This is a genomic window from Micropruina sp., assembly GCF_047602085.1.
GTDB lineage: Bacteria > Actinomycetota > Actinomycetes > Propionibacteriales > Propionibacteriaceae > Micropruina.
This window is the reverse complement of the sequence record NZ_JASGID010000001.1, coordinates 173,913-195,356: the sequence shown is the minus strand read 5'-3', so window position 1 is coordinate 195,356 and position 21,444 is coordinate 173,913. Positions and strand designations below refer to the sequence as shown.

13 protein-coding genes are annotated in these 21,444 nt (G+C 68.4%); 7 read left to right on the top strand and 6 right to left on the bottom strand.

What is annotated here, in order from left to right; translation table 11 throughout:
* Together pflA and pflB are read right to left on the bottom strand one after the other, a co-directional pair.
* Positions 1-802, bottom strand: an 802-nt coding sequence (gene pflA / locus QM721_RS00830) for a pyruvate formate-lyase-activating protein (RefSeq protein ID WP_415118016.1), incomplete at its 3' end; no start/stop codon positions are given.
* A 2-nt stretch (positions 803-804) separates the two neighbouring features.
* On the bottom strand, positions 805-3,123 hold the full coding sequence (pflB, locus tag QM721_RS00825) for a formate C-acetyltransferase (protein ID WP_415118014.1): 2,319 nt from the start codon (positions 3,121-3,123) through the stop codon (positions 805-807).
* 103 nt (positions 3,124-3,226) lie between these two features.
* Here pflB and QM721_RS00820 point away from each other — a divergent pair, with 103 nt between their 5' ends.
* The gene (locus QM721_RS00820) at positions 3,227-3,517 is read left to right on the top strand and encodes a helix-turn-helix domain-containing protein (RefSeq protein WP_415118012.1); all 291 of its coding nucleotides are present in this window, start codon (positions 3,227-3,229) and stop codon (positions 3,515-3,517) included.
* 172 nt (positions 3,518-3,689) lie between these two features.
* Here QM721_RS00820 and QM721_RS00815 read toward each other — a convergent pair whose 3' ends face one another.
* A complete protein-coding gene (locus QM721_RS00815) occupies positions 3,690-4,973 on the bottom strand; it encodes a M18 family aminopeptidase (RefSeq protein ID WP_415118010.1) in 1,284 nt (427 codons plus the stop codon).
* 398 nt (positions 4,974-5,371) lie between these two features.
* Between QM721_RS00815 and rmuC the strand changes: the two genes are divergently transcribed.
* Positions 5,372-6,943 carry a DNA recombination protein RmuC gene (rmuC, locus tag QM721_RS00810; protein WP_415118008.1) on the top strand — a complete coding sequence of 524 codons (1,572 nt, stop codon included), beginning with the start codon at positions 5,372-5,374 and terminating at the stop codon, positions 6,941-6,943.
* 28 nt (positions 6,944-6,971) lie between these two features.
* Positions 6,972-8,213, top strand: coding sequence for a threonine ammonia-lyase IlvA (gene ilvA / locus QM721_RS00805; RefSeq protein ID WP_415118006.1), 1,242 nt, complete (start codon positions 6,972-6,974; stop codon positions 8,211-8,213).
* Between the two features lie 390 nt (positions 8,214-8,603).
* Here the strand turns inward: ilvA and QM721_RS00800 are convergent, their stop codons facing one another.
* Both QM721_RS00800 and QM721_RS00795 read right to left on the bottom strand, forming a co-directional pair.
* Complete coding sequence (locus QM721_RS00800) at positions 8,604-9,563, bottom strand: 4-hydroxy-3-methylbut-2-enyl diphosphate reductase (protein WP_415118004.1); 960 nt, start codon at positions 9,561-9,563, stop codon at positions 8,604-8,606.
* A gap of 43 nt (positions 9,564-9,606) precedes the next feature.
* Entirely contained in the window at positions 9,607-16,431 is a 6,825-nt protein-coding gene (locus tag QM721_RS00795; RefSeq protein WP_415118002.1) for a DUF5979 domain-containing protein, read from the bottom strand.
* 198 nt (positions 16,432-16,629) lie between these two features.
* Here QM721_RS00795 and xseA point away from each other — a divergent pair, with 198 nt between their 5' ends.
* The 4 genes from xseA to QM721_RS00775 all read left to right on the top strand — a co-directional run bounded on the left by xseA (position 16,630) and on the right by QM721_RS00775 (position 19,385).
* Positions 16,630-17,865: an exodeoxyribonuclease VII large subunit gene (gene xseA / locus QM721_RS00790; RefSeq protein ID WP_415118000.1), complete on the top strand. Its 1,236-nt coding sequence runs from the start codon at positions 16,630-16,632 to the stop codon at positions 17,863-17,865.
* Positions 17,862-18,101 carry an exodeoxyribonuclease VII small subunit gene (locus QM721_RS00785; protein ID WP_415117998.1) on the top strand — a complete coding sequence of 80 codons (240 nt, stop codon included), beginning with the start codon at positions 17,862-17,864 and terminating at the stop codon, positions 18,099-18,101. Before xseA ends, QM721_RS00785 begins: the two co-directional genes overlap by 4 nt.
* Before the next feature lie 92 nt (positions 18,102-18,193).
* A complete protein-coding gene (locus tag QM721_RS00780; RefSeq protein ID WP_415117996.1) occupies positions 18,194-18,706 on the top strand; it encodes a hypothetical protein in 513 nt (170 codons plus the stop codon).
* Between the two features lie 181 nt (positions 18,707-18,887).
* Positions 18,888-19,385 carry a GNAT family N-acetyltransferase gene (locus QM721_RS00775; protein WP_415117994.1) on the top strand — a complete coding sequence of 166 codons (498 nt, stop codon included), beginning with the start codon at positions 18,888-18,890 and terminating at the stop codon, positions 19,383-19,385.
* A gap of 132 nt (positions 19,386-19,517) precedes the next feature.
* Here the strand turns inward: QM721_RS00775 and acs are convergent, their stop codons facing one another.
* Positions 19,518-21,407 carry an acetate--CoA ligase gene (acs, locus tag QM721_RS00770; RefSeq protein ID WP_415117992.1) on the bottom strand — a complete coding sequence of 630 codons (1,890 nt, stop codon included), beginning with the start codon at positions 21,405-21,407 and terminating at the stop codon, positions 19,518-19,520.
* Between the last annotated feature and the right edge of the window lie 37 nt (positions 21,408-21,444).

The following is a 21,444-nucleotide window of genomic DNA, read 5'->3' as shown; positions in this document are numbered from 1 at the left end:
GCCCGCGAGCGCGGAAGAGGGACCGGGTCGACTCGACCAGATCCGCCGAGGGTGGCGCGGTGTCGGCGAGTCGGTAGTCCAGGCCCAGTTCGGCCCACTTGTCGCGGCCCATCTGGTGAAACGGCAGCACCTCGACCCGGGACACGCAGCCCAGGGACGCCGCGTAGTCGGCGACCGGTTCGATGGTCGCCACATCGTCGGTCAGCCCGGGCACCAGCACGAACCGGATCCAGGTCTCGATGCCGGCGGCGTCCAGCCGGCGTCCGAAATCGAGGGTCGGCTGCAGGCGGCGTCCGGTAACCCGCCGGTAGGTGGCCTCGTCGCCGGCCTTGACGTCGAGCAGCACCAGGTCGACATCGGCCAGCATCGCGTCGTCGGCGTTGCGGCCGAGGAACCCGGAGGTGTCCAGCGCGGTGTGGATACCGAGTTCCTTGGCGCCGCGCAGGATGCGACGGGCGAACGCGGGCTGCTGCAGCACCTCGCCGCCGGACAGCGTGATGCCGCCGCCGGTGGCCCGGAAGATCGACCGATACCGCGTGATCCGGGCCAGCAGATCGTCGGCGCGCACCGGCAGGCCGCGGTGCGGGTTCATCGTGTCCGGGTTGTGGCAGTACAGGCAGCGCAGCGGGCAGCCGGCCAGGAAGGTGGTCATCCGGGTGCCGGGGCCGTCCACCGCGGTGACCAACTCCCAGGAGTGCACCGAGCCGATCTCGCCGGTGTGCTGCGCGAGCAGCAGGTCGTGGTGCGGCAGATCGGCGACCGGGATGCCGCCGAGCATGCCGGGCTGGACGGCGTCCGCCACTGTCACACCGATTCGTGGAAGGTGCGGGACAGCACGTCCAGCTGCTGCTCGCGGGTCAGCTTGGTGAAGTTCACCGCATAGCCGGAGACCCGGATGGTGAGCTGCGGGTAGTCCTCCGGGTGCTCCATCGCGTCGAGCAGGGTCTCCCGGTTCAGCACGTTGATGTTGGCGTGGTACAGCCCCTCGCCCATGCCGGCGTCCAAGATGCCGACCAGGTTCGCGACCCGCTCGGACTCCGTCCGGCCCAGTGCGGACGGGGTGATCGTGTTGGTCAGCGAGATGCCGTCCAGCGCGTCGTCGTAGGAGAGCTTGCCGACGCTGAGCATCGAGGCCAGCATGCCGTGGGTGTCCGCCCCGTTCTCGGGGTTGGCGCCGGGCGCGAACGGCGTGCCCGCCCGATGCCCGCAAGGGAACGAGCCGGTGGCCTTGCCGTACACCACGTTCGAGGTGATGGTCAGCACCGACTGGGTCGGGACGGCGTCCCGGTACAGCTTCAGGTGCCGGATCTTGTCCATCACCGTGGACACCACCAGCTGGGCGATCTCGTCGGCCCGGTCGTCGTCGTTGCCGTACCGCGGGAAGTCGCCCTCGGTGCGGTAGTCGACCACCAGCCCGGACGCGTCCCGCACCGGGACGACGGTGGCGTACTTGATCGCGGCCAGCGAGTCGGCAACGATCGACAACCCGGCGATGCCGCAGCCCATCGTGCGAACGATCTCGTCGTCGTGCAGGGCCATCTCGATCGCCTCGTAGGCATAGCGGTCGTGGCAGTAGTGGATGATGTTCAGCGCCTCGACGTAGGTCTCCACCGCCCAGGTCAACATCTCGTCGTACCTGGCCCAGACCATGTCGTAGTCGAGTGGGCCGTCGCCGTCGACGCCGAGGAAGCCGGGCACCACGCGCTTGCCGCTGACCTCGTCCCGGCCGCCGTTGATCGCGTACAGCAGCGTCTTGGCCGCGTTCAGCCGGGCACCGAAGAACTGCATCTGCTTGCCGATCGCCATCGGCGAGACACAGCAGGCGATCGCGCTGTCATCGCCCCAGTGACCGCGGATCTCGGCGTCCGACTCGTACTGGATCGCGGAGGTTTCGATCGAGATCTGGGCACAGAAGTCCTTGTAGCCCTGCGGCAGTGCGGGATCCCAGTAAATGGTGATGTTCGGCTCGGGAGCCGGACCCAGGTTGCGCAGCGTCTGCAGCAACCGCAAGGAGGTCTTGGTGACCAGGGTGCGGCCGTCGTCGGCAAAACCGCCGTCGGACCAGGTCGCCCAGTACGGGTCGCCGGAGAAGATCTGGTCGTAGTCGATGGTGCGCAGGAAGCGGACGATGCGCAGCTTGGTGACCAGCGCGTCGATCACCTCCTGCGCCTCGGACTCGGTCAGCATGCCGGCGGCCAGGTCGCGTTCGGCGTAGATGTCGAAGAATCCGGACAGCCGGCCGATGCTCATCGCGGCGCCGTCCTGGCTCTTCACGCTGGCCAGGTAGGCGAAGTAGGTCCACTGGACGGCCTCGACGAAGGTGGTCGCCGGCCGGGACAGGTCGAAACCGTAGCTCTCGCCCAGGTTCGCGAGCTTCCGCAGCGCCTTGATCTGGTCGGACTGTTCTTCGCGGCGGCGCGCCCAGTCCTCGCTGAACGGCTGACCGACGGACGCGTTCAGCGCGGCCCGCTTGGCCTCGATGAGCGCAGCGACGCCGTACAGCGCGACCCGGCGGTAGTCGCCGATGATCCGGCCCCGGCCGTAGGCGTCCGGCAGGCCGGTGACCAGGTGAGCGCTGCGGGCGGCCCGGATCCGTGGGGTGTAGATGTCGAAGACGGCTTCGTTGTGGGTCTTGCGGTGCTTGGTGAAGATCTCCTTGACTCGCTGGTCGGGCTCCAGCCCGGCCTCGGCGATGGCTGTTTCCACCATCCGCCAACCCCCGTTGGGCATCATCGGACGCTTCAGCGGCACGTCGGTCTGCAAGCCGACGATCACGGTGTCCTGATCGCTGATGAAGCCGGCTGGGAAGGCGTCCACGTCGGCCGGAATGTGGGTCTCCACGTCGTAGACCCGCTGGGCCCGCTCCACCGTGAGGTAGTCACGCTGCAGGGTGTGCCACACCGCGAGGGTGCGGGCGGTGGGGCCGGCCAGGAAGGCCGCGTCGCCGGTGTAGGGGGTGTAGTTACGCACGATGAAGTCGCGGACGTCGATCCGCTCGGTCCAGGGGCCGCGGACGAAACCCTCCCAGGCGTCGTCGCGAAGTGCAGGGATGGTTGCCACGGCGGTCAAAGGGATCTCCTCGTGATGCAGCGCGCGGCACAGTGCCGCGCTGGACGAATCCATTCACGCCATCCGGCCTTGTCAACGTGCGAATCGGCAATGTCGCCCGAGACGTGCTCGCGCTGGCTACTATAGCGCGTAGTAGACGATTCGATGAAACTCCCCCGTGACCATCGAAGAGGCTCGGCCGCCCGAGGGCGTGCCGCTGGTGGTCACCGCCTTCGGCCTCACCGCCCGCGATCGGGACGTCGTCGCGCTGGTGCCGGAGGGCTTGGACACCAAGGGGATCAGCGGCCAGCTACACCTCTCGGCCTGGACGCTCCAGCACCATCTGAAGTCGATCGTCGAAAAGGCGTCGGTGCGCAGCCGGCGGGAACTGATCGCCCGGGTCTGCTTCGACCAGTACGTGCCACGAATGAGCACCGGCGTCAGACCCGGCGGCTGGTTCACCTCCTGAGTTCACTCTCGCTGGTCGAGCTCGTCGAGACCGACCTCCCCCACTCGCCGGTCGAGCCCGCCGAGACCGCGGGAACCGACCTCCCCCGCTCATTGGTCGAGCTTGTCGAGACCTCTCCCACGGAGCTCTGGCTGAGGTTTCGACAGGCTCAAGCAGCGGTGAGGCTCGTCCTTCAGGCGCCCGCGTAGAACGCCCGCATGCCCTGCGCCAGCCATTCCGGATCACGCACGCCGCACAGTTCCCGCGCGGAATGCATGCTGAGCAGCGGAATGCCGACATCGACGGTGCGGATGCCGAGCCGGGTCGCCGACAGTGGACCGATCGTCGACCCGCACGGCACCGCGTTGTTCGACACGAAGTTCTGCGTCGGCACCCCGGCGGCGGCGCAGGCCCGCCGCCACACCGCCACCCCGACCGCGTCGGTCGCGTAGCGCTGGTTGGCGTTGAACTTGATCAGCGGCCCCGCATTCGGCAGCGGACGGTGCCCCGGGTCATGCAACTGCGGGTAGTTGGGGTGCACCGCGTGCCCGGCATCGGCAGACACCAGCAGCGATCGGCTGCGGGCGGCGGCGGCCTGCTGCACCGACCAGCCGAGCACGTCGGCCAGCCGGTCGAGCAGGGTGGCCAGCAGCGGCCCGGACGCGCCGGTGGCACTGGCCGACCCGACCTCTTCGTGATCGAAACAGGCCAGCACGCTCACCTGGCCGCACTCGTCGGCGGCGGCCAGCGCCGCCACCCCGGCGTACACGCTGGCCAGGTTGTCGAGCCGGGCGCTGGCGAACAGCTCGTCGTCGAGGCCGAACCGGGCCGGCGGCTCGGTGACGAAAGCGCACAGGTCGTGGCCGGCGAGCTGCGCCGCCTCGACCCCGGCAGCGTGCGACACCACGGCCAGCAGGTCGGCGCCGGGGCGCCCGGCGGCGAAGATCGGGTGCAGGTGTTGCTGGCGGTCGAGCACCAGCTTGTCGTGCACGCTGCGGTCGAGATGCGGCGCCACCTGGGGAATGCGCAACAACGGCCCAGTGGCCACCAGCACCGTGTCGCCGTCGGTGGTCACCAGTCGTCCGGCCAGCCCGAACTCGCGATCGAGCCACGAGTTCGGCAGCGGGCCGCCGTACACCTCCATGCCCGCCTGCTGCCAGCCCAAGACATGGCTGGTCGGCTGTGGCTTGAGCACGAACCCGGGTGAGTCGGTGTGCGCCCCGACGATGCGAAAGGCCGGCTGGTCGATCACGGTGGGTATGCGCCAGGCCAGTACCGAGCCGTCCCGCACCGACACATAGCCGCCCACCTCGGCCGGCACCGGATCAGTCGCGGTCAACTCGGTGAAACCCGCCGCCACCAAGCGGTCGGCGACGGCACGGGCGGCATGAAATGACGACGGGCTGTCGGTGACGAAGCGCGCCAGAGCGTTGAGGTGTGACGCGTCGTCGCTGCGCTCACTGGTCACGTTGATCACCCTTGTCGCCCTCGTCCGCGCTGTTCCGGGCTTAGCATAAAGCTAGCCCAGGCAGCCGACGCGGCGGCCAGCCGCACTCGCTTCGGAGCCTCTCAACAACCGATCAATAGGCCCACCGTTGATCGTGTTGACCAAACCCCCTTGCCAGAGAGCGCACTGAGCGGCTCGCCACAATCACCGCTGGTTGAGCGTGTCGAAACCGATGCCAGCGCGGCACACCCGAGGGCTCGGCAAGCTGTGACCAGCGCAACTCAGCGCTTTGCTGAGTGTCGCCGAGTTCTCCCAACGATTCATGGTGGGTTCATCTGCCGCTCTTGTCAGTCCCTTTCACAGGCCCAAACCGTGCGGCACCGCGTCGGTCACCAGTTTTGTCAGACCCGACCGGCAAGATCTTCGGCATGGAAATGGTGTGGGTTCTGGTCGCCGCCGTGCTGGGTGCGTCCGTCGGTGGGGTTGTCGTGCGGCTGGTGCTGCGGTCGCAGGCCGGCCTGGCACAGGCGCGCGACGACGCTGCTGCGGCGGCGGATCGTTCCGAGATGGCGGACGCCCGGCGCGAGGCGGCGGCTGCCCGTGCCGAGTTGTCGGACGCGCGGCGTGAGGCGGCCGACGCCCGCACCGAGCTGGCCCGCCAGGCCGCCCATGCCGAACGTGCCCGGGCCGACGTGGCCGAGGCACAGGCCCGGGTAGCCGAGGCGCTGGGTGAGGCCGCCGAGGTCTCGGCCCGGCTTGCCGCAGCCGTGGCCGAGCGTGACGCCGCCCGGCAGCGGGCCGTCGAACTGGCGAGCGACCGCGAATCAATGCTTGCTCAGTTCAAGGTGTTGTCGAGCGAGACCCTGGAACTGCACGGAAAATCGGCCGAGGCCAGCGCCGAGCAGCGGCTGAAAGCCACCGAGTTGGTGATGAAGCCGGTGCAAGACTCGCTGGAGGCCTTCAACAAGCGGCTCGGCGAGGTAGAGCAGGAGCGGGTGCGGCTCACCACCGAGCTGGTCGGTCAGGTCACCTCGGTGCGCGACACCAGCGAGCGGCTGCGTGCCGAGACCCGCGCGCTGGCTACCGCGCTGCGTAAGCCGCAGGTGCGCGGCAACTGGGGCGAGCAGCAACTCAAGCGGGTGGTCGAGTTGGCCGGCATGGTCGAGCACTGCGACTTCTACACCCAGCAGACCACCCGCACGTCGGCCGATCAGACGATTCGGCCCGACGTGAAGATCCAGCTCGATGGGCAGCGGTTCGTCTGGGTCGACTCCAAGGTGCCGCTCAGCGCGTTTCTCGACGCACAAGAGACCGAGAACGACGCCGACCGGGCTCGCTACCTGCAGGTATTCGCCAAGAACGTGAAGACCCACATCGACCAGTTGTCGGGCAAGTCGTACTTCAAATCCGACCTGGGCACGCCCGAGTTCGTCGTACTGTTCATGCCCGGCGAGGCGCTGGCCGCCGAGGCGTTCGCACAGCAGCCCGATCTGCACGAGTACGCGGCGCAACGCAACATCGTGCTGACCACGCCCACCTCGCTGATCGCGGTGCTACGGGCCGTCGCCTACGGCTGGAAGCAGGCCGGGCTGGCCGAGTCGGCGGCGCAGGTGTTCGAGCAGGCGCGCGAGCTGTACGACCGGCTCGGTTCGCTGGGCGGGCACTTCGACAAGGTTGGCCGCTCCCTCACCTCGTCGGTCAAGGCCTACAACGCCGCCGTCGGATCGATGGAGGGCCGGGTGCTGCCCACTGCCCGGCGACTGCGCGACCTGCACGTCACCGACAAGCCGCTCGATGCGGTGTCGCCGGTCGACGAGCCGGTGCGGGTGCTCACTGCCCCCGAGTTGGTCGAGAACGCCGCCCAGGTCACGCCCCTGATTGGAGCCCGCCGCGACGACGAGCTCGAACCGCCGGTGCGTCCACAACCCGGCCTCGACGAGCTGGTGGCCGACGACGGCGTTGCGGGCACCCCGTCTCGGGCACGGCGTTCTGTGGGCTGAGGCGTGTGACAGCGGCGAGAATGTGGCCATGAGCGTCACCGCGCAGAGCGTCGAAGAGGCGGCCGAAAGGCTGGCGGGCGTGGTCGTCGAAACCCCGCTGCAGTTCAATCAACGACTGTCGCAGGCCACCGGTGCCCAGGTGTGGCTCAAGCGCGAAGACCTGCAGCCGGTGCGTTCGTACAAGCTGCGCGGCGCCTACAACCTGATCACCCAGCTCACCGAAGCCGAGCGTGCCGCCGGGGTGGCCTGTGCCAGCGCCGGCAACCACGGCCAGGGCGTCGCCTACGCCTGCGCCCGGCTCGGCATCAAGGCCCAGATTTACGTGCCGTCCACCACCCCACGGCAGAAGCGGCAGCGGATGCGCCAACTGGGTGAGGGCTGGGCCGAACTGATCGTGCACGGTGACACCTACGACGAGGCCGCGGCACTCGCCCAGCAGGTGTCCAGCGATCAGGGCCTCACCCTGGTGCCCGCCTTCGACGACGAGCGCACCATCGCCGGCCAGGGCACCGTCGCGGCCGAGATCGTGGCCCAGTTGGGCCAGGCGCCCGACACGCTGATCGTGCCGGTGGGCGGCGGCGGCATGCTGGCCGGCTGCATGACCTGGCTCGCCGAACGCCACCCCACCACCAAGGTGGTCGGGGCCGAGCCGTCGGGCGCCGCCTCGATGGGCATCGCTCTCGAAGCCGGACGGCCCCGCGACCTGCCCAAGATCGACACCTTCGTGGACGGCGCCGCGGTGCGCCGGGTCGGCGACCTGACCTTCTCGATTGCGCAGCGACTCAAGCCGCACATGTTCTCGGTGCCCGAGGGCCGGATCTGCTCCGAGATGCTGGCGCTGTACCAAACCGACGGGGTGATCGCCGAACCCGCCGGGGCACTGGCCAGCGCCGCACTGGGCATCTACCGCCCCTCGCCCGGACGGGTAGTGGTGGCCATCGTCTCGGGCGGCAACAACGACCTGTCCCGCTACGCCGAGATCGAAGAACGCGCCCTGATCTACGAGGGCCGCAAGCACTACTTTCTGATCAACTTTCCCCAAGAGCCGGGGGCTCTGCGCCGGTTTCTCGACCAGGTGCTGGGCCCGGACGACGACATCACCTTGTTCGAGTACGTCAAACGATCGAACCGCGACACCGGCCCGGCCCTGGTCGGCATCGAACTGGGCGACCCCGAACACTTGCAGTGGCTGCTCGACAAGATGAAGCGCAGCCGGATCAGCGTCGAACGCATACCGCCCGACAGCCCCTTCTACCGGTTCCTGGTTTAGGAAACGCCGAGTTTTCGCTGCTCGAGCCTGTCGAGACCCCGCTTCCAGCGCCCCCACCAAGGATTTCGACAAGCTCAACCAACGACGGACACACTGATCAACACGACCAACCCCTCGCTGGTCAAGCCTGTCGAGACCCCGCTTCCAGCGCCCCCACCAAGGATTTCGACAAGCTCAACCAACGACGGACGCACTGATCAACACGACCAACCCCTCGCTGGTCGAGCTTGTCGAGACCTCAGACAGAGCGCCCTCGCTCGAGGTCTCGACACGATTCTGAGGTCTCGACAAGCTCGACCAACGACAAGCGGCGCCGGTTGCACTCGTCGAAACCCCGAACCGGAGGGCGCAATCGGGTCTCGGCAGGCTCGACCGACGGTTGCGCGCCGGTCAGGCCTTGGCGGCCCGCAGGTCTTTGCGCAACTCCGGCGGCAGTGCGAACACCAGGTTCTCTTCGGTGAGCCGCTCCTCGACCGCGGCCGGGTAACCCCGCTGCTCCAAGAACAGCAGCACGCCCTGCACCAACTCGTCCGGCACCGAGGCGCCCGAGGTCACCCCGACGCTCTGCACACCCTCGAGCCAGGCCTCGTCGATCTCACCGGCGTTGTCGACCCGGTGGGCCGCCTTGGCTCCCGCTTCGAGTGCCACCTCGACCAGCCGCACCGAGTTGGACGAGTTGCGTGACCCCACCACGATCACCAGGTCGGCACTGCCGGCGATCTGCTTGACCGCCGACTGGCGGTTCTGGGTTGCGTAACAGATGTCGTCGCTGGGCGGATCGATCAACTGCGGAAACTTCTCACGCAGTGCTCCGACGGTCTGCCAGGTCTCGTCCACACTGAGCGTGGTCTGCGACAACCAAGCGACCCGGCTGGGGTCGGGGACCGCCACCGAGGCCACGTCTTCGGGGTGCTCGACCAGGGTGATGTGCTCGGGGGCCTCGCCCGTGGTGCCCTCGACCTCTTCGTGGCCGGCATGGCCGATCAGCAGAATCTGCAAGCCCTGGTTGGCGAACCGCCGGGCCTCGTTGTGCACCTTGGTGACCAGCGGGCAGGTGGCGTCGATGGTCTTCAGGCCCCGCTCCGCCGCTTCGGCGTGCACCGCCGGAGACACCCCGTGGGCCGAGAACACCACCGTCGAACCGTGCGGCACCTCGTCGAGTTCTTCGACGAAGACGGCGCCCCGTGCCTCGAGATCTTCGACCACGTGCCGGTTGTGAACGATCTGCTTGCGCACATAGACCGGCGGGCCGTACACATCGAGCGCCCGCTCGACCGTGACGACGGCGCGGTCGACACCCGCGCAGTACCCGCGCGGAGCAGCGACGACGACACGTTTCGACTCGGTCATGGCGGCCAGTCTATCGACCGGCCGCCGCGTCGCCGGACGCACCTCAGTCGCCGCGCCGGCGCCGGGCCGCCACCAACACCCCCACACCGCCCAGGCTGAACAGCACGCCGAGCAGCAGGCCCTCCAGCGAGGCATTGCTGCCGGTCTGCGGCAGCGTCGAAGTCGAAGTCGAAGTCGGAGTCGGAGTCGGAGTCGGAGTCGGGGTAGGAGTCGGGGTCGTCTCAGCCGACGGCACGTGGTGTTCGGTGCTGCAGGTGACGCACGGGTCGGGCGGGCTGTCGCCGCTGCCGACCACCACGTTGCGCAGCGTGACGTCCGAGGCGTCGCTGTCGACGATCACCGTGTAGGTCATCGTCACGATCGACTGGGCGTCGAGTGAGCCGATGATCCAGGTGAGCAGGTTGCCGCTGCGCGACGCGCTGCCACCCGTGGTGCTGACGCTGCCCCACGAGGCGTGGTTCAGCACGTCGGAGAGGTCATCGGTGATCTCGATGCCGGTGACCGGCTCCACGCCCAGATTGTCGACCGTCACCGTGTAGCTGATGGTCTCGCCGGGGTTGACCGTGCTGCCCGAGGCCGGGTCGGCGGTCTTGACCACCGTCCACTTCGGCGGCACCTGGTGCTCGGTCGTCGTGGTGCAATCGGGGCACACGCCGGGCGGGAACTCGCCGGTCGCCGTGACCACGTTGGTCAGCGTGGCGCCCCAGGCGTCGTCGTTGACCCGCACCTGGTAGGTGAGGCTGATCAGCCCGTCCTCGTCGGCCTGCAACAGGCCCACGTTCCAGGTCAGCGTAGTGCCGCTCAGCGTGGCGGTGCCCTGGTCGGGGGTCGACCCGACGAACGTGGCGTTGCCGAGCACACCGGACAGGTCGTCGGTGACCACCACGTCGTTCACCGCACCCCCACCGTCGACCGCCAGGGTCACCGTGTAGGTGATCATCTGGCCCGGCTGCACGGTCGAGCCGCTGGCCGGGTCGGACGATTTGCTCACGGTGTACGACACGGCCTGGCGGGTCAGCGGGTTCTCGATCGTCACCTGCGGCTGCGGCAGCCCCTGCGCTGCCGCCACCGGAACGGTGAAGGTGACGCTCTGTCCGTCGACGGTCGGGGTGCCGGTGGCGCCGGCCACCTCGAAGGCGACCGTGCCCCAGGCGTAGCCGGGTTGCACGCTGGGCAGATCGGCCTCGGTGACGGTGCAGGTGCTGCCCACCGGAATGTCGGACGGGCTGGTCCACGACCCGCCGTCCGGAATCGACGCGCCGCCGGCGATCGGGTCACCGCTCGCCGGGGTGCAGGTGTAGCTGAACGCGTACTCCTCGTCGACCGAGACACCGGCAGTGTCGCCGGTGACCACCTTGCGCACCACGAGGTTGGTCAGGGTGCGCTGCACCGGGTTGGTGACCACCAACTCGGCGGTCTGGCCGGCGCTGACGGTGACCGGGCCGGCGGCACTCCATTGCCCCCAACCGTACGACCCGTCGGCCGCCACCGGCGGCTGCGCCGGAGCGTCCTCGGCGGTAACGGTGCACTGCGACTCGAGTAGCACGCCCGCGATGTCGATCGACCCCTGGTCGGTGACGCTCCAGGTGCCGGTCACCGCGTCGTCGTCACCGTGGGTGCACGAGTAGCTGCCGCTGAAAGTGAGCGGACTGTCGAGGGTCACGCCCTCGGGTGCGTCGATCTGCTTGGTGATCCGCAGCGCCCCATAGGCCCGCTCGATGGTGTTGGTGACCGTCACGTTCGAGGTCGTTGCGCCGGAGGTGGTCACCAGGCCACCCTCGGGGCTGTAGGCCACCTCGCCCCACGTGTACGAGGTGTCGACCAACTGATCCTGGGCGAGGGTGCCCTCGGTGACCCGGCAAGCCGAGGTCGCCGGCACCCGGATCGGACCGCCCGGCCCCTCGATCGAGCCGTCGGCGGCGAACACCTGCACGGTGCCGCCCGAACCGGGCAGCGTCGCGACGCCCGAGGCGATGGTGCTCATGGCGTAGTCACACGACCACGCCATGGTCACCTCGGCACCGGGCGCCAGCCCCGCGGTCTCGCCGGTCAGCACCTTGGTGATGCTCAGCGAGCTGTAGACGCGCTCGGGTGCGTTGCTGACGCTCAGTGTCTGCGGCCCGCCCTGCTCGACGGTCAGCTCGGGGTCGACCACTGGCGCCGCCCACTGCCACGAGGGGTCCACCAGGTCGGCCGAACTCGGATCGTTCTCGGCGATCGAGCAGGTGGTGCCGATCGGCAGGTCGCCGAGTGCGGGGCTCAGGGTGGCGGTGCCGCCGGTTGCGCCGGTGACGCTCCAGGTTCCGCTCCATTCAGCGGCGTCCGGTTCGCCGGTGTTGTACGTGCAGGAGTAGGTGCCGGTGAAGGTCGCGTCGGCGTTGACCACGCCCACCGGGGTACCGAGCGCGATCACCTTCACCACCTCGATGCCGCCGAGCACCCGGGTGATCGGGTTGTCGACCACCAGCGCCGCCTGGTCGGTGACGGTCAACGCGCCGTCGTCGGCGCCCTCGATGGTGGGGCTACCCCAGGCGTAGGACGGGTTGCGCAGCAGGTCGGTGCCCGGTGGCACCTCGGCGATGCGGCAGGTCCAGCCCTCGGGCACGTCGTCGAGAAACACCTGCGCGTCGCCCCCGGGAGCCAGGTTGACCGAGTAGGCCAGCGTGTCGAGCCCGCCGGAGGTGCAAAGCGCATCGACCTGGAACGGGGTGCCGGTGCCGATGTAGCCCTGGGTCTCGCCGCTGAGCGTCTTGCGGATCGTGACGTCATGGGTGTGCCGGGTGACCGAGTTGTTCACCTCGATGGTGCTGAGTTGGCCGGCGGCGACGGTCGCGTCGACGATCTCGGGATCGTTCCAGACATACGACGGGTCGCTCGCCGACGGCGGCGTGTCGAGCCCGCCGGTCTCGGTAGCCGTGCACGTGGAGTTGAGCGGCACGCCGGCCGCCGGCAGGCCGGTGAGAGTGGCGACGCCGGTGCCGGTGACCGTCCAGGTGCCCGAGATCGGGTCGTCCAGGGCGTGGCTGCAGCGCCAGGCGCCCGAGTAGACCCGGTCGGATGCCACCACACCGGTCGGCGCGTCGAGCGACTTGACCAGTTGCAGCGCGCCATACACCCGCCCGATCCGGTTGACCACGGTGAAGTTGTAGTCGGCGTCGCGATCGCTCAGGGTCTGCGGCGAATCCGGGAAGGTCGGCGCCAGCCACTCGAACGACGAGTCGGCCAGCCCGTGGCCGCTCGGAATTGCGCCCTCGACCAGCTCGCAGCGGCTACCCAGCGCAACGTCGTCGAACGTGACGGTCTGCCCCACCCGGGCCGCGACGGGTCCGTAGGTCGCGCTCTGCCCGCCCAGCGTGCACGACAGGCTCAACGCGAAGGTGACGCTGGGGTCGCTGAACCCCTCGGTGGCGCCCTCGATGCGCTTGATCGCGGTGACGTCGAGCAGCACCGGCTCAATCACGTTGAAGGCCCGGACGGACACCGGCACACCGTCCTCGCCGATGGTGAAGGTGGCCGAATCGCCGGTGGTTTCGGCCGCCCCGTCGACACTGAAGGTGGTCTGGGCGGGAACCCAGCGGTACGGGTCGATGGCGTCGGCGCGTCCGGTCTCGGTCACCGTGCAGGTGCTGCCGGCGGGCACGTCGGCCGGGCCGTTCGCCGTCGCGCCGGCCCGCACGGCGAGGGTGCCGTCGGTCTGGTTTCCGGCAGCGTCGGTGCAGGCCCAGGCGAAGGTGAAGGTATCGTCCTCGAACGCGGTGCCAGCCTGGCCGCCGCGCACGGTCTTGCCCACGGCGAAGCTACCCGACAGCCGACGCACCGGGTTGGTCACGTCGATGTGGCCGGTCGGGTCGGCCCGCGTGATAGTTACCGGGCCGGTGACCGTCTCGGCCCCCCACACATAGCTGGAGTCGTTCGGGTTCGGCCTGGCCGGGCTCTTGTCGCCCTCGGTGGCCGAGCACACCGACCCGATCAAAATGTGGTCTGCCCCCCCGGTGAGCGTGGCCGCACCGGCGCCGGTGCGCGTCCAACTACCGGTGACCGGATCGGAATTGCGGTAGGTACACGTCCAGGTACCGGTGAAGGTGGTCGCGCTGCCGTCGACGCCGCCCAAGGCGTCGACGATCTTGCTGATCGTGAGCGCACCGTAGACCCGGCGCAGGGTGTTGGTGACGACCACGTCCACCACCCCGTCGCGTTCGCTGACCGTGGCGCTCTGGCTGCCGGGGGTCGCGCCCCAGGCATACGACTCGTCGACCAGCATGTCTTGGGTGGGTGCGGCCTCGGTGATCGAACAGGTCGTGCCGAGCGGCAGGTTCGGCGTCTGCTGAGCCACGCCGACGGCGAGGCTGAAGGTCTCGGCGTAGTTGCCGTCGCCGCCCTGCTCGGGGGCGTCGCAGGTCACCGTGACCTGGAACCGGGCCGTGGCCAGCACGCCACCGGCCAGGGCGTCCGGGGTGATTCGCTTGATCAGCGACAACTGGCCGTGGACGGTCACGGTGTGGTTGGTCACGGTGACCACGCCGGTCGCGCCGGGTGCGACCGCGATGGTGCCGTTGGCGAGGCCCTCGTAGGTGGCGTCCAGCCAGTCGTGCGCCACGTCGAGCAGGTCCTCCGACGGCGGGGTCTCGACCACGGTGCAGGCGATGTTGGCCGGCACGTCGAGGGTCTGCGAGCCACCGGGAGCCAGGTTCACCGTGCCCGACTCGGTACCGCAGGCCCAGGTGATCACGAACGGCGTTCCGGTGCCGATGTAGCCACCCCCGTCCAGCACCTTGGCCAGGGTCAGGCTGGCCCGCTGCTGCACGAAGTAGTTGGTCACCGTGGTGCTGGCGGTGGTGTTGCTGCCGACCGTAACGCTGGCCGGGCTGAACGAGTTGCCGTCCCAGACATAGGAGGCATCGAGAAAGTCGCCGGACGCGGCGGTGAGGGTTTCGCTGAAGCTGCACACCGAACCGGTGGGCAGGTTGGGAATCGTCGCGGGGGTGGACGTGGTGACGTTCACCGTGCCGGCATTCGTGGGGCCGTTGGCCAGGGTGCACGTATAGGCGACCGGGAAGCTTCGGGTGGTGCCGCCGGTGTAGCCGGCCGCCGAGGTACCCGAGCGGGGCATGACGACCTTCGAGACCTGCACGCTGCCGAAGCTCTGCAGCACGGGGTTGGTGATCAGCACGCTGCCGGTGGTGTTGTCGACGATGGTCACCTGACCGTTCCCGGGCGTGTAGGCCGGCGCACCCCAGGCGTACGACGCGTTCAGCAGGCCACCGGTGGGCTGGGTCTCGACCACCGTGCAGGTGACGCCGGCGGGGATCTGCGGCGACGTCCACGTGGTGTTGGTGGTCACGCTGAAGGTGCCCGACTCGCCGTTGGCGCAACTGTACGTGCCGGTGAAGGCTTTGGACGTGCCGCCGACGTAGCCGCCGTTGGGGTCGTCCACCACCTTGTTGATGGTGAAGGTTCCCGTGGCATAGCGGTTGTTGATCGTGCAGGTGACGTCGTCGCCGTCGGCCACGGTGAGATCCGAGCCGTTGAGGGTGCCTCCGGTGCAGCTCCAACTGCCGGCGACATAGCCTGTGACGGTGCTCGACTCGGTCAGGTTGTAGACACCGGCGCCGACCCGCTGGTTGGTCACCGCCGCGGTGCCGCTGACCCCCGAGATCGACGACGGGCCATTGGCCGACAGGGCGAAGTCGCTCACCGTCGCGCTGCCGCCGGTGACGGTCTTCACCAGGGTGAGCGTCGCCTTCGGCGTGTAGGTGTTGGTGTACTGGCAGGTGATCGGCCCGGCCGCCGTGGTCGCCGGTGCCGGGGTGTCGGCCAGAGTCACCACGCCGCTGGTGGTGTTGACCGTGACACCGTCGGCGGCACCCAAGGTGCGTCCGGCGCCGTCGGTGCAGACGATGGAGGTGAGCGACCACCGATCGTCGGTGGGAACGGTCTCGGTGACGTTGACGGTCTCGCCCTGCAGCAAGTCGCGGGTGGTGCTCTGGCCGTTGGTCAGGCTGAACGAGGAGGCCGCCCACGGCGAGCCGGTCAGGCTCGAGGTCGAACCGAAGTCGAACGACTGGGTGGCCGGCGGGGTGCCGACCACGGTCTTGGCCACCGTCAGCGTGCGGATCTGCGACAGCGTGGCATAGATACAGCCGGTGGTGGTGGTGCGCTCCTGGGTGTAGAAGCTGCTGTTCGGCGTCGTCGTGCCGGGCGTGACCGGACACACTCCGTTGACCGGACTGCCGAAGCCGTTGATCACCAGCTTGTACCGCACACCGTCTTTGGTGAGCGTCTGGTCAGAGATGGCGGCATCGAAGGTGACCCTGTCGTCGCACGCCGTGAGATTGGGGGCCGACGGAATCGCACAGGGCAGCGAGTTGGGGGTTTCCCACAGCGTGTAGTCGAAAGTCAGGTCAACGGTGCTGTCGAACCCTGAGAGCCGGATCTCCAGCGAGCCCGCGAAATACGACGAGGCGACCGTGACGGGATTGTTGTAGTGCTTGATCGTGCTGAGCAGGAACGGGTTACCGTCGGTGACGCTGGTGACCGACGACGGAGTCACACCGACCGCGCTCTGGGTGTTCCTGTCGAGATTGGTCGGGCAGGAACCCGAGTAGCCGTGCGCCACGGCCGCCTCGGCACCGGCGGCGACCCAGGTGGTCTGGTTGCTGGTTCCGTCTCGCGGACTGAATTTGATGCAGTTGGTGGTGTTGGTCCCCCCGGCGGTACCGCGGTGGTTCACCATGCGTGCGGTGACGCCGGTCGTGACAGTGGCGGCCTGGGCCGCCTGCGGAGTGGTCAGCACCAGCAGCGACCCGGTCATCATGACCAGCGACAGCAGCCAGGCGATCTTGGCCCTGCTCGCCCGCTTCTGCACCATAAGAGTCCCCCTGAATATCACTCCACACCCCGTTGCAGGCAGGCCACACCGCTGTCATTACGCGACACGCCACGACATTGTCGCGGCATGGTAGCTATAGGAATGCTAAAGGGGGCACCCCTCGCGTGTCTAAAGCAACTGAGGTTCACTCGTCACCACGTTGAGACTTTGGCGTGGCGCGGGCTTTATCGTGACTGGGTGCCACCACCCTTGGTCAGCAGCCCCGAACAACCGCAACCGCTGCGGGTGGTGCTGTTTGGGGTGAAGAACTGGGTCGAGCGGCTGGGCACCGTGTGGGTGTCGGGCCAGCTCATCGAACTCAAGCGCCGCTCAGGTGCGGTCACCCACTTTCTCACCCTACGCGACACGATCGCCGAGGTGTCGGTGACTGTGACGGCATCGAGCGCAGTGCTGGACGCAGCCGGCCCGATCGCCGAGGGCATGGAGGTGGTCGCCCTCGTGCACCCCACCGTCTGGAGCCGCAACGGCTCGCTCAGCTTCGAGTGCAGCGACTTACGGGCCTCCGGTGAGGGACGGCTGCTGGCTGCCATCGAGCAGCGCAAACGGATGCTCCAGGCCGAGGGGCTCTTCGACCCGTCACGCAAGCGACGGTTGCCGTTTCTGCCCCAGGGCGTTGGCCTGATCACCGGCCAGGGCAGCGCCGCCGAACGTGACGTACTGCAGGTGGCCCGGGCCCGCTGGCCGGGAGTGCGGTTCGTCGTGCGGCATGCCGTCATGCAGGGTCAGGGTTGCGTCGAGGACGTCCGTGAGGCGCTGGCCGTGCTTGACCGCGACCCGCGTGTCGACGTGATCGTCGTGGCTCGCGGCGGGGGCTCGGTGCAAGATCTGCTGCCCTTCTCGGACGAGTCGCTGGCCCGGGCGGTGTTCGCCTGCGCCACGCCCGTGATCAGCGCGATCGGCCACGAGCCCGACACTCCGATCATCGACCTGGTGGCCGACCTGCGCGCCGCCACCCCGACCGACGCCGCCAAGCGGGTGGTGCCCGATGTGGCCGACGAACGAGCCAAGGCTCAGCAGGCCCTTGCCCGGGTGCGGGCGGCGATGCTGCGGTTGATCGACCGCGAGACACAGCTCGTCCGGTCGCTGCGCACCCGCCCGGTGTTGGCCGACCCGCTGGGTCCGGTCAATGTGCAATTCGACAAGCTCGACGAACTGCGGCAGCGCTGCCGCCGCGCCGCCACCGTGCGGCTGCGCGAGGAGTCGGCGTGGGTGCACCAAGCGGTGAGCCGGGCGCGGGCACTCTCGCCCCGCGCGACCCTGTTGCGCGGCTATGCGATTCTTAGCGACAACGAGGGGAAGACCATCGGCTCGACGTCCGGAATCGAACCCGGACAGCCGCTGATGGCGCTGCTCGCCGATGGCACACTGCACGCGCAGGTGACCGATGTTCAGCCCAGAGAGGACCCCGCGTGAACGAGCAGACCCTGAGCTCTGAGCAGCCACTGAGCTATGAGCAGGCGCGGCAACGGCTGGTCGAGGTGGTGCAACAGCTCGAGTCGGGCTCGGTTCCGCTGTCGACCGCGATGGAGCTGTGGCGCGAGGGCGAGGCGCTGGCCCAGCGCTGCCAGGAGTGGCTGGACGGGGCCCGCACAAGCATCGAACAGGCCCAGAGCGACGGCAGGCAGGAGCCTTCGGACCCCCAGGGGTGATGCCGCGACGGGTGCTCCCCATCGGTCGAGCCGGCCCAGACCGTCGCGGCCCTGTCGAGAACCCTGCCGCTTGTCGGCTACGGTTCAACCCCGTGAGGTCCGGGGTCGTTATCGCGTGCGTGTGCGCACTCGCTGCCGGCTGCTCCACCACCGTCCTACCCACGCCGGTGACCGAATCGGCCGGCCCAGCCCCCACCATGACCACGACTGTCACCACCCGCGGCTATGCCACCGCGCGTTTCGGCAGCACACACACCTGGGGCGACGGGCTGTCGGTCAAGGTCGGCAAGCCGGCGTCCTTCTGGCCCAGCGGCTGGGTGCGCGAGGTAAACGCATTCCGGCACTTCGTGGTGGTCACGGTGACCATCACGAACCGCACCAGCTCTGGCGCCGACCTGAGCGCGCTCACCTTTGACGGACGCTCCGGCGGCAAGGCGGCCGACACCGTGCACGACCCCGGCAAGGTAGGCCCCGGTGCGCCGGTGCAGCTCGGCAAGGGCAAGGCGGTGACGTTCCGGGTCGCGCTCGGCGTGCCGAAGCCCACCGACGTTCAATTGCAGGTGAAGCCCGATACCCAGCGTGAACCGGTCGTATTCCGAAGCTGACCGGGCTTGGGGACCCGCTGATCCTCGCCGGTCGAGCGTGTCGAGACCCGACCCATCCGCATATTCGCCGGTCGAGCGTGTCGAGACCTCGACATACGCTCCGACAAGCTCTTTCGACTTGCTCAACCGGCGCTGGGTGCGTTGGTCAGCACATCCCTACTGGGGCCACTACCCTGGCCGGGTGACCACGACGCTTCCCGACGGAGCAGTGCTGCGAGCGGCCCGACCCGGTGACGAGGCGGGCATCCTCGCCTGCATTCAGGCGCTCGCGGTGTACGAACGCGAACCGGACGCCGTCGAGAACACCGTCGAACTGCTGACCGAGACCCTGTTCGGCCCCTCACCCAGGGCCTTCGCCCACCTGGTGGAACGCGCGGGTCGCATCGTGGGAATCGCGCTGTGGTTTCACACCTACTCGACCTGGACCGGCCGGCAGGGCATCTGGCTGGAGGACCTGTTCGTGTTCGACGACCACCGTGGCCGCGGTTATGGCAAGGCGCTGATGGCCGCCCTGGCCGCAGTCTGTGTCGAACGCGGATACCCCAGGTTCGAGTGGACGGTGCTCGACTGGAACGCCCCGTCGATCGCCTTCTACCGCTCGATCGGCGCGGTCGGCATGGAGGAGTGGACGACGCAGCGGCTCACCGGGGACGCCCTGGGGGCCTTGGCGCGCGACTGAACAGGCCGCGTGCGGCACATTCGAGGTTTCGGTAAGGGGTCTCGACAGGCTCGACCAACGGTGGTTGAGCTAGTCGAAACCCCTAGCGAAGGCACACCATCCACGGTCTCGACAGGCTCGACCAGCGCTTCCCTAGTCTTCGAGGGTGGTCAGGTCGCCCTCGTCCTGGCCCAGCGCCCGCGCCTTCAGCACCCGGCGCATGATCTTGCCCGAGCGGGTCTTGGGCAGTTTGTCGGGAAAGTCGATGGCGTCGGGCTTGGCGATCGGCGACAGGTGCGCCGCAACGTGCCTGCGCAGTTCCTCGGCCAGTTCCTGAGAACCGGACGCCCCCACTCGCAGCGTCACGAACGCGTGGATCGCCTGGCCTTTCACCTCGTGCGGCAACCCGACCACCGCGGCCTCGGTGACGTCCGGGTGCGACACCAGCGCCGACTCGACCTCGGCGGTACCCAACCGGTGCCCCGACACATTGATCACGTCGTCGGTGCGCCCGATGATCCACAGGTAGCCATCGGCGTCCTTGCGCGCGGCGTCGCCCGCCAGGTAGACCCCCGGGTACTTCGACCAGTAGGCGTTTACGTAGCGCTCATCGTCGCCGTACAGGGTGCGCAACATCGCCGGCCAGGGGTTCTTCAGCACCAGGAAACCCTCGTCGCCGTCCGGCACCTCGTCGCCGGCCTCATTGAGAATCGCGGCGTCCTGACCGAAGAACGGCTTGCCCGCCGAACCCGGCTTCTGTGGCTCGCCGGGCACCTGGGTGATCTGGAACATGCCCGTCTCGGTCTGCCACCAGGTATCGATCACCGGGCAGCGCTCCTTGCCGATCACTCGATGGAACCACCGCCAGGCCTCGGGGTTGATCGGCTCGCCGACCGTGCCGAGCAGCCGTAGTGAGCTCAGGTCGTGCCGGTTCGGCCAGGCCTCGCCGAACCGCATCAGCGACCGGATCGCCGTCGGCGCGGTGTAGAACTGGGTGATGCCGTAGTACTCGACCAACTGCCACCAACGACTCGGGTAGGGGTAGGTCGGGCCACCCTCGAACATGAACGTGGTGGCACCGGCCAGCAGTGGCCCGTAGACCATGTACGAATGCCCGGTCACCCAGCCCGGGTCGGCGGTGCACCACCAGCGGTCTTCGGAGCGCATGTCGAAGCTGTACTTCAAGGTGGTATAGGTGCCGACCATGTACCCGCCGTGGGTGTGCAGAATCGCCTTCGGCTTACCGGTCGAGCCCGACGTGTACAGAATGTAGAGCGGGTGTTCGGAGTCGAGCCGCTCGGTTTCGCACCTGCCCTTGGCGATCGGCAACGCCTGCAAGTCGTGATACCAGTGGTCGCGCAGCGGGTTCATGGTGACCGCGCTGCCGGTGCGCTTCACCACGATCACGTTCTCGACCGTTGGTGAGAACCTGACCGCCTTGTCGACGATCTCTTTGAGCGGGAACACGCTGCCGTTGATCCAGGATCCGTCGGCGGTGATCACCAGCTTCGACTGGGAGTCGTCGATGCGGTCGGTCAGCGCATCGGCCGAGAAGCCGGCGAAGATCACCGAATGGATCGCGCCGATCTTGGCGCAGGCCAGCATCGCGAAGAACACCTCGGGAATGCGGGGCAGATAGATGGTCACCCGGTCGCCCTTGACCACCCCCATGGCCTTGAGGATGTTGGCCATCTGATTGACCTGCCGGTTCAGCGAGAAATAGCTGAAGGTGCGGTGCTCGGTGCCGTCCTCGCTCTGCCAGATCAACGCCAGCTTGTTCTTATTCGGCCCCTTGACGTGGCGGTCGAGGCAGTTGTGCACGATGTTGACCTCGGCACCGGTGAACCACGTGAAGAACGGGGGGTTCGACCGGTCGACCACCTGATCCCAGGGCTTGAACCACTCCAGTTCCAGGGCCCGATCGGCCCAGAACTGATCGGGGTCGGCGAGGGCCTGGGTGCGCAACGCGTCGGCGTCGGGTACGTGCGATTCAGCGGCGATCGAGGGGTCGTGGTAGACGACGTCGCCTTCGAGCTGTGCCATTGTGGGTATCTCCTGTGTGGGAGCGGCGTTCAGATGC